Below are 7,732 nucleotides of genomic sequence, written 5' to 3' on the forward strand. Positions count from 1 at the left end.
TGTGCGTGAGAAGTCGGCCCCGCCGACTTCTCACGCACCGAAGGGCTGTGGAAGCCTGCGCTCTACTCGTCATGTCCCGCGCGCCAGGACATCTGGGGCGCGGGGTCGAGAAGTGCACCCTGTGTAGGAAGTCGGCTCGGCCGACTTCCTATGCGATGGGTAGCCGCAAGGCTTGAACGCTCATTCGGGATCCGTTGCTCTCACTCGCTTCCGTGCCGGGCCCACCACTCGGCGAAGGGCACCGCACGGCTCAGGGCGAGGTCGCGGTACCCCAGCCACTTCTCGGTGGTCGACTCCCTGTCGGCGTCGAGGAACGTGGCGCCGTCGCCGTAGCGCATGGTGATGACGGTGGATTCGTCGAACACCCAGAAGTCGGGAACACCATCGAGCGGATTCGGCTGGTCGGTGGTGTCGAGGATGAAGAACTCCTCCCCGGCGGTGGCGTTCTTGGTGTACCCCCAGCCGAGTTCGAACCGGAGGTAGGGGGTCAGCGGCCGGGAGAGGATGTGGACCCGGTACATGCGCTTCCCGCTGGCGGTGTTCGCCCGGACCTCATCCACCCACTCCTGGTTGTAGTCGGCCGGCTGCGGTTCACCATCGAGGAACGCGCGGAGGCTCGCCGCGTTCGATGACCCGCTGTAGTCGTCAAGCGTTTCCAGTCGGAACGCCTCCCGCTGGAACGTCGAGAAGAGGTTCTCGAAGTCTTCGCCTGAGATGCTCACTGGGAATCCTCCGGCTGGGCTAGGTCTCAACTGCTACAGGGAGTAGATCAGTTGGCGGAGATGGAAGCGGTGGTAGAGGGCCGTCGGTCGGGCTGGTCCGGGTCGAGTGTCACCCGAGCGTGTTCAGGAATTCGAGAAACGGTGCGGAGTGGGCCAGGGCGAGCTCTTTCCACTCCTGGTACTGGCGCATGTCGCCGGTGACCAGTTCACGGTTGATCTGGGTGCCGTCAGGCCGGAAGTTCAGGTGGACGGCCGAGGAACCGTCGAACAGCCACCAGTCCTGGTCGGGGATCCCGAGATCCCGCTCGGTGGCGTCCAGGATCCGGATGTCCTCCCCCGCGGTGATGTTGCCGGGGATGCCCCAGGCGAACTGGTACCGCTGGTAGTCCGTGAGGGGCCGGCGCACCACGCGGACGCGGCCGATCGTCCGCCCGGAGGAGACGAAGCCGTGCACCCGCCGGTGCCACGCCGCGTTGTGCCTGGTCGTCGGCTCCCCGCGCAGGAAAAGCGCGAGGTTCTCGGCCTCCTTGGGCATGGTGTAGGCGGGCTGGGCCTCGAACCGGAAGGCATCGTGCTGGTAGCCGTCGAAGTGGGCGCGCCACTGATCACTGTCCAGGAACACGAACGGCCTCCTCCAGGACGTGCTGGGGGATCTCAACGGTGGGCACTTTCAGGGCCGTGAAGTGGTCGAACTCGCCGGCCTTGGCGCTGTGGAGCCAGGCGGCGAGCTTGGTGGGGGTGGTGGCGACGATGGTGGTGGGGTCGTCGGACTCGCGGATGTAGAGGAGGTCGTCAGCGGACGCGATTTCGACGCAGTTGGCCTCCTCGCCGCTGAAGCTCGACTTCTGCCAGTTGAGCTGTTTCATGGCTACCTTCCCGGCGCTGTGTGACGGCTGGAGCAAGTCCGGTACAGCCTCTGCCGTGCGCGTGCTGCTACCACGACGGCCCGTGTCCCAGGATGCCTGGTGTACGGGCCGAGAGGTTGCTCTCTGCGCGGGAAGTCGGCCCAGTCGACTTCCCGCGCGAGGCTTTAGGCGGTTGTTGATCTGGGGGTGGGTGGGGAGATGGCTGGCGTCTTCGAGCGGTTCTGGGACCTGGCCGGGCGCTCGATGCGGAAGGTGTGGAGACGAGCCTTGCGCCGGGGCGGCGGGATCGTCCGGTTGGTGGGGAGAAAACCAGGGGGGCGGGCGCCGGCACGGTGCTACGGTCGGGCGCCATGAGCTGGCTTCCCGATGACTTCGTCCACCCCGTCCACGTGCCGCTGCCCGGCGGGCGCCACCACCTGCGGCCGGTCCGGGAGGCGGACGCGCCGCTCGACTATCCGGCCGTGATGGGTTCGCGCGAGCGGCTGTGGACCGTCTTCGGTCCGGCCTGGGGCTGGCCCGCGGCCACCATGACCTTCGAGGCCAACCAGGCCGACCTGTTGCGGCACGAGAAGGAGATCGCCGCCCACCAGTCGTTCAACTACGCGCTGCTCGACGAGGCGGAGACGGCCCTGCTCGGCTGCGTCTACATCGACCCGCCCGCGAAGGCCGGCGCCGACGGCGAGATCGCCTGGTGGGTGGTGGACGACCTGGTGGGCAGCGAGGTCGAGCGGGCCCTGGACGCGCTGGTGCCGCAGTGGATCGCCGCCGACTGGCCGTTCGAGCAGCCGCGCTTCCTCGGCCGGGGGATCTCGTGGACTGACTGGCTCGTCTTGTCCGCACACCCCGACGCGTGAGCTGACCCGGAGGCCCCGTGCCCCGGCCCGGCGCCGGGGGCACGGGGGAGGGAAGTCAGGCTTCGGTGAAGTGGTCGAACTCGCCGGTCTTGGCGCTGTGGAGCCAGATGGCGAGCTTGGGGCGGGTGGTGGTGACGATGCGGGTCGGATCGTCGGACTCGCGGAGGTAGACCAGCTCACCGTCGGAGGCGATCTCAAGGCAGTTGGTGTTGGTGCCGCTGAAGCTCGACTTCTGCCAGTTGAGCTGTTCCATGTCTACCTTTCCGGCGCTGTGTGACGGCTGGAGCAAGTCCGGTACAGCCTCTGCCGTGCGTGTGCTGCTACCACGACGGCTCGTGTCCCAGGATGCCTGGCGTACGGGCCGAGAGCTTGCTCTCTGCGCGGGAAGTCGGCCCAGTCGACTTCCCGCGCGAGACTTTAGGGGGTTGTCGTTTTGGGGGTGAGTGGGGAGATGGCTGGCGTCTTCGAGGTGATGGGGCTTCTGCGGTCCACATTGGCGGTGTACCGGGAGGAGTTGGGGCTCCTGGATTGTGAGGTGCCGCAGGGCGGGGACGGCAGCTCGGTTCCGGCGGGGACGCCCGAGGGGGTCAGGGAGCTGATGGCGGCCAGTGACGGGCTCTACCTGGACCACTCGTGCCGGCTCTACCGGGCCGACGAGTTGGCCGACCGGCAGTGGGCGGAGGGGCTGGAGGGAGCGGGGCTGCCCGGTGGTGGGGTGCTGGAGGACACGTCGCGGTTCTTCTACTTCGGAGAAGCCGCGTCGAGCCCGCTGCTGGTGGATCGCGACGGCAGCGTGTGGAGGGTGCCGGACGAGGGCTGCATCTGGTTCACCGGGTGCAGGGTCGAGCCTGTCGCGGGCAGTGTCGAGGAGTTCTTCTTCGAGTGGATCGCGGGGGAGCGCTTCCGGGACCTGGCCGGGCTCGATGCGGAGGGCGTGGAGACGAGCCACTGGTACCGCGTGCTGGGACTGGCGGGGCGAGTGGGTTGAACGGGGTCCCCGTGCCCGGCCCACCGCCGGGGCACGGGGGAGGGGAGTCAGGCTTCGGCGAGGTGGTCGAACTCGCCGGTCTTGGCGCTGTGGAGCCAGGCGGCGAGCTTGGTGGGCGTGGTGGTGACAATGTGGGTGGGGTCGTCGGACTCGCGGATGTAGACGAGGTCGCCAGCGGACGCGATTTCGACGCAGTCTGCCCTGTCGCCGCTGAAGCTCGACTTCTGCCAGTTGAGCTGGCTCATGACTACCTACCTTGAATCTTGTACCGAACGTGCTGGATCAAGCCCCACGAGTCGCGATGGGAAGGCGACGAGGGCGTGGCCGTGTTCAGGGGCGGCAGGGCCAGTCCCCTGAGTCGCTCGAACCTACGTCGGAATGCGGCCACGTCCTCAGGATCTCCCAAGAAGTCTGAATCATGTGGATGTTCCAGCAGAACCGAGTCAAGGCGTACGTGAGCCCCGTGCATCAGGACGAACGGGGTCTCACTCCGGGAGTAGGTGGTGCAGTCGAACGAGAGGATCTGGACCGTGACATGGGGCAGCCTGCTGACCTCGATGAGGTGGTTCAGCTGGTCGCGCATGATGGTCGGTCCCCCGTACATCATGTGCAGAGCCGCTTCATGGATAACAGCGTGGAAGGGTGGGGCGTTCTCGACGGCGAGCAGCTCCTGTCGGCGCTGACGGAACTCGACCCTCTTCTCCGCGTAGTCGTGGATGATCTCGCTGTAGGCCTTGGTCTGGAGCAGGCCGGGAATCAGGAGCGTCTGGTAGCTGTCCAAGGCCGTCGCGCTCGCCTCTGCTTCGGCGAGATCGATCGCGGTGGGATGCACGTGAGGTTTGTAGTCGTTCCACCAGGCCGTCTTGGAACCCTTGCTCATGGCTGCAAGACCGGCTCGGTAGTCGGTGTCTGTGATCTCGCACAGATCAAGCCAGACATTCAATCGGTCAAGGTTGAGGCCCATCCGACCGGATTCGATGTGGCTGACCGCTGGCCCCTTCACGCCGATCGCCTGGCCGATCTCCAGCGCCGAGCGTCCGGCGGCATCACGTACACGGCGAAGCTCCTCGCCGAACCGGCGCTGACGTTCGCTGATCCCAGTCCTGAATGCCATCGGCGTGCCTTCCTCGCGGACCGTCACCTACGGACAGTGTAGATCCATGCGCAGAGCGTGTTGCCAACTTTGCCGAGAAGGCCCTAAAGTTTCACTGCACTGCTCGCCGGATGAGGCGTCAGGTCTCTCCGTGCGTAGCTCATTTGAGCTGATGGGAGATTCCCCATGTGTGACCCCAACCTCAACTCCCCCTCCCTCACCGTGTCCCGCGAGGTGTTGCGCGACGCGATGGAGCGCGCCGGGTACCCCGACCCGGTCATCGGGGACGCCGAACTCGCGCTCATGGAGCTGGTCGTGAACGCGTGGCGGCACGGGCTGACGGCCTCGCCGGTCGTCACGGTCGTCTACTCCGGCAGCACCCTCCGCGTCACCGTCGCCGACCGCAGTTCGGAGCTGCCGAAGCATCAGAAGTTCGGTCTGCTCGCCGAGTCGGGGCGGGGGTTGCAGCTGATCGAGGGGCTCATGCACCGCTGGGGTGTCGAGCCGCAGAAGCTCGGGAAGCGGGTCTGGTTCGAGCTGGACCTGGTCGCGTGAACGCCCTCTATCCCATCCGGCCGGCCGATCCCGCGATCCGGCACCTCACCAGTCGGCAGATCGCCGGCCTGATCGTGGAACTCCGCGCCGAGGGGCGCGAGTTCGGCCTGCTCTGGCCGTCCGCCCAGCCCGGGGAGACCGTCCTGAACGGGCAGGTCCTGGTCTCGCTCGGCAATGTTCCGGCCAGCACGCTGATCAACCTGCTCGCGCTCGTCCGCGAGTTCAGGCAGTACCGGTAGCGGGCGCACGCGGGCTCCGTCCGTCGGACGGGGCCCGCGCCCGTGCGGTCAGTATCCGGCCGTGAAGCCGGTGGCGAGGATGTCGAGCCTGGCCAGCAGGGCATCGGCGAGCGGGCGGTCCGCGCCGGCGGCGAGCCAGCGGCCGAGGGTCGTGATGTAGGTGTCGAACACCAGGTCGGCGACGGATGCCGGGTCGAACTCCGGCCGGATCTCGCCCTGTTCGGCTCCCCGGGTGGTGGCGGTGACGAACGCCTGCGGCGTCGTGGTGCCGAGGGCGAAGGCGGCGTGGAGGACTCCGCTGTCGTGCAGGTCCTTGGCCAGCGCGTACTCCCGCTCGTTGAGCTCCGCGAGGGTGCGCAGGGCGTCGGCGAGCGCATCGATGACGGAGTCGCCGGTGGATGCGCTCGCCTCGTCCTGCCGGTCCAGCACCTCGTGCCGCTGCTGGACCCAGGCGGTGACGAAGTCCTCCTTGCGGCGGAAGTGGTTGAAGGCCGTCTGGCGTCCCACGTCCGCGCGTTCGGCGATGTGGTCGTAGGTGGTGGCCGCGTACCCCTGGGTGGCGAACAGCTCCAGGGCTGCCGTCAGGAGCCGTTCCCGGGTCGCGGTGCGGCGCTGGTCGTGTCGGTTGGGAGGAGAGGTCACAAGGGGAGCGTACTTGAATCCATTGATGGACTGGAGTACATGTTGGTACTCCAGTCCAATCAGTGAGGAGGCCCACTCATGGCCGTCCCGTACACCCTCGGCCTGCACGAGATCGCCCCGGACACCTACGCCTACCTGCAGCCCAACGGCTCCTGGGGCCTGAGCAACGCCGGGCTGATCGCCTCCGGCGACGAGGCCCTGCTCGTCGACACCCTGTTCACCGTCCCGCAGACCCGCGAGCTGCTCGACGCCGTCGCGCGCGCCCTGCCGCACGTCACCATCGGCACGCTGGTCAACAGCCACAGCGACGGCGACCACTGGTGGGGCAACCAGCTCCTCCCGGACGTCGTGACCATCGCCTCCGAGGCCGCCGCGGCCGAGATGCGCGCCGACCATCTGCACGCGGTGGTCGCCGCGCCGGGTGACCTCCGGCTGCCGAAGGTCGTCCAGCGGATGCGGGAGACCTTCGACTTCGGCGGCATCACCCCGACCCCGCCGAACCGGACCTTCACCGGCGAGCTGGACGTGGCCGTCGGGCGGCGCACCGTCCGGCTGATCGAGGTCGGCCCCGCCCACACCCAGGGCGACATCCTGGTCCAACTGCCCGACACCGGTGTGCTGTTCGCCGGGGACCTGCTGTTCATCGGCGGCCACCCGGTGATCCACAGCGGCCCGATCGGTAACTGGATCGCCGTCTGCGACCGCATCCTCGGCCTGGACGTCGAGACGATCGTGCCCGGGCACGGGCCGGTCGTCGGCAAGCCCGAGGTCCGCTCCTTCCGCGACTACCTGGAGCGGGTCCGCGACCATGGTGAGCGCACCCACCGGGCGGGCGTGCCGGTGCTGCGCGCCGCACGGGAGATGGACCTGATCGGCCTCGCCGACCTGGCCGACCCCGAGCGGCTGGTCCTCAACATCGGCGCCGTCCACCGCGAACTCAACGGCGACGGAACCCCGGGCGAGATGGAACTCCTGGGCCTCCTGGACGCGTACGAGCCCGCCCCGCTGCTGGCCCCGCGGGCCGGGGCCGAGGTCGCCGCCGAGGTCACCGCGCTGGCCGCGGGCCTGCCGGGCATCGTCCGGCAGCTGTTCCCGGCTGAGGGAGTCGGGCCGCTGGAGGGCTTCCCGGTGCCCAACGTGCTGGCCACCATCGGGCACCACCCCGACCTGCTGACCAGCCTGGCGCCGCTGCTCGCCCTGCTCAACCAGGGCACGATCCCGCCCCGCGAACGGGAGTTGGCCGTTCTGCGCACCGCCCACCGCACCGGTTCGACGTACGAGTGGCAGCACCACGTCCGGCTCGGCGGCCTCGCCGGGCTGAGCGGGCCCGAGATCGCCCGCGTCCCGGAGGGGCCGGACCACCCCGACTGGGCCGAGACCGACCGCGTCCTGCTGCGGGCCGTCGACGAGCTGCACGACGGGCACGCGCTCTCCCCGGCCACCTGGGAGGCGCTGGCGGACAGCTACTCCGCGCCGCGGCTGCTGGAGCTGCTGGCGCTGGTCGGGACGTACCGGATGGTGGCCGGAATCCTCAACTCCTGCCGGGTCCCCGTCGACGGCTGGCTCTCCGGGGCCGGCGCGTAGGGGCGGCAGCAGGAGCGGGCGCGTAGGGCACATGCCCGGCGCGCGCAGGGAACGCGCACCTCGCCGTTGTCCGTGCCCGCTCCTACGATCGCCGCATGGTGCGTCCTGAAAGCTGGTCCAGGCTCGCGGGTGGAAGTCCCGTCCGGGTAGACACCGGAGTGCCCGGTAGCAGGTCCCGGTTCGTCGTGG

Annotated in this window: 12 protein-coding genes; 5 read left to right on the forward strand and 7 right to left on the reverse strand. The window is 68.7% G+C overall.

Going from position 1 to position 7,732, the window contains the following annotated elements:
• Positions 1–200: 200 nt before the first annotated feature.
• The 3 genes from ACFCY1_RS28365 to ACFCY1_RS28375 all read right to left on the reverse strand — a co-directional run bounded on the left by ACFCY1_RS28365 (position 201) and on the right by ACFCY1_RS28375 (position 1,588).
• Positions 201–722: a DUF6879 family protein gene (locus tag ACFCY1_RS28365; RefSeq protein WP_375876459.1), complete on the reverse strand. Its 522-nt coding sequence runs from the start codon at positions 720–722 to the stop codon at positions 201–203.
• A 109-nt stretch (positions 723–831) separates the two neighbouring features.
• Positions 832–1,344, reverse strand: coding sequence for a DUF6879 family protein (locus ACFCY1_RS28370; RefSeq protein ID WP_375876460.1), 513 nt, complete (start codon positions 1,342–1,344; stop codon positions 832–834).
• Positions 1,328–1,588 (reverse strand): DUF397 domain-containing protein, encoded by a 261-nt coding sequence (locus tag ACFCY1_RS28375; protein WP_375876461.1) that lies wholly within the window; start codon positions 1,586–1,588, stop codon positions 1,328–1,330. Before ACFCY1_RS28375 ends, ACFCY1_RS28370 begins: the two co-directional genes overlap by 17 nt.
• Positions 1,589–1,938: 350 nt before the next feature.
• On the opposite strand from ACFCY1_RS28375, the gene ACFCY1_RS28380 reads away from it, so the two are divergent.
• On the forward strand, positions 1,939–2,442 hold the full coding sequence (locus ACFCY1_RS28380) for a GNAT family N-acetyltransferase (RefSeq protein ID WP_375876462.1): 504 nt from the start codon (positions 1,939–1,941) through the stop codon (positions 2,440–2,442).
• 55 nt (positions 2,443–2,497) lie between these two features.
• Here ACFCY1_RS28380 and ACFCY1_RS28385 read toward each other — a convergent pair whose 3' ends face one another.
• The gene (locus ACFCY1_RS28385) at positions 2,498–2,695 is read right to left on the reverse strand and encodes a DUF397 domain-containing protein (protein WP_375876463.1); all 198 of its coding nucleotides are present in this window, start codon (positions 2,693–2,695) and stop codon (positions 2,498–2,500) included.
• Positions 2,696–2,893: 198 nt separating this feature from the next.
• Between ACFCY1_RS28385 and ACFCY1_RS28390 the strand changes: the two genes are divergently transcribed.
• The gene (locus tag ACFCY1_RS28390) at positions 2,894–3,430 is read left to right on the forward strand and encodes a hypothetical protein (RefSeq protein WP_074005484.1); all 537 of its coding nucleotides are present in this window, start codon (positions 2,894–2,896) and stop codon (positions 3,428–3,430) included.
• A gap of 47 nt (positions 3,431–3,477) precedes the next feature.
• Here the strand turns inward: ACFCY1_RS28390 and ACFCY1_RS28395 are convergent, their stop codons facing one another.
• Both ACFCY1_RS28395 and ACFCY1_RS28400 read right to left on the reverse strand, forming a co-directional pair.
• A complete protein-coding gene (locus ACFCY1_RS28395; RefSeq protein ID WP_375876464.1) occupies positions 3,478–3,675 on the reverse strand; it encodes a DUF397 domain-containing protein in 198 nt (65 codons plus the stop codon).
• 2 nt (positions 3,676–3,677) lie between these two features.
• Complete coding sequence (locus tag ACFCY1_RS28400) at positions 3,678–4,571, reverse strand: helix-turn-helix transcriptional regulator (RefSeq protein ID WP_143204701.1); 894 nt, start codon at positions 4,569–4,571, stop codon at positions 3,678–3,680.
• 138 nt (positions 4,572–4,709) lie between these two features.
• On the opposite strand from ACFCY1_RS28400, the gene ACFCY1_RS28405 reads away from it, so the two are divergent.
• Both ACFCY1_RS28405 and ACFCY1_RS28410 read left to right on the forward strand, forming a co-directional pair.
• Positions 4,710–5,078, forward strand: a complete 369-nt coding sequence (locus ACFCY1_RS28405; protein WP_074005487.1) for an ATP-binding protein — start codon at positions 4,710–4,712, stop codon at positions 5,076–5,078.
• Positions 5,075–5,317, forward strand: a complete 243-nt coding sequence (locus ACFCY1_RS28410) for a hypothetical protein (protein ID WP_375876465.1) — start codon at positions 5,075–5,077, stop codon at positions 5,315–5,317. Before ACFCY1_RS28405 ends, ACFCY1_RS28410 begins: the two co-directional genes overlap by 4 nt.
• Positions 5,318–5,365: 48 nt before the next feature.
• Here the strand turns inward: ACFCY1_RS28410 and ACFCY1_RS28415 are convergent, their stop codons facing one another.
• Complete coding sequence (locus ACFCY1_RS28415) at positions 5,366–5,959, reverse strand: TetR/AcrR family transcriptional regulator (protein ID WP_375876466.1); 594 nt, start codon at positions 5,957–5,959, stop codon at positions 5,366–5,368.
• Between the two features lie 78 nt (positions 5,960–6,037).
• On the opposite strand from ACFCY1_RS28415, the gene ACFCY1_RS28420 reads away from it, so the two are divergent.
• Positions 6,038–7,543: an MBL fold metallo-hydrolase gene (locus tag ACFCY1_RS28420; RefSeq protein ID WP_375876467.1), complete on the forward strand. Its 1,506-nt coding sequence runs from the start codon at positions 6,038–6,040 to the stop codon at positions 7,541–7,543.
• Positions 7,544–7,732: the final 189 nt, after the last annotated feature.

The organism is Kitasatospora sp. NPDC056273, from assembly GCF_042268845.1.
Taxonomy (GTDB): Bacteria; Actinomycetota; Actinomycetes; order Streptomycetales; family Streptomycetaceae; genus Kitasatospora.

Excerpts from the sequence above, each read along its gene's own strand:
- ACFCY1_RS28375 (WP_375876461.1), bottom strand. The coding sequence starts at position 1,588 with ATGAAACAGCTCAACTGGCAGAAGTCGAGCTTCAGCGGCGAGGAGGCC.
- ACFCY1_RS28380 (WP_375876462.1), top strand. The coding sequence starts at position 1,939 with ATGAGCTGGCTTCCCGATGACTTCGTCCACCCCGTCCACGTGCCGCTG.
- ACFCY1_RS28385 (WP_375876463.1), bottom strand. The coding sequence starts at position 2,695 with ATGGAACAGCTCAACTGGCAGAAGTCGAGCTTCAGCGGCACCAACACC.
- ACFCY1_RS28390 (WP_074005484.1), top strand. The coding sequence starts at position 2,894 with ATGGCTGGCGTCTTCGAGGTGATGGGGCTTCTGCGGTCCACATTGGCG.
- ACFCY1_RS28395 (WP_375876464.1), bottom strand. The coding sequence starts at position 3,675 with ATGAGCCAGCTCAACTGGCAGAAGTCGAGCTTCAGCGGCGACAGGGCA.
- ACFCY1_RS28405 (WP_074005487.1), top strand. The coding sequence starts at position 4,710 with ATGTGTGACCCCAACCTCAACTCCCCCTCCCTCACCGTGTCCCGCGAG.
- ACFCY1_RS28420 (WP_375876467.1), top strand. The coding sequence starts at position 6,038 with ATGGCCGTCCCGTACACCCTCGGCCTGCACGAGATCGCCCCGGACACC.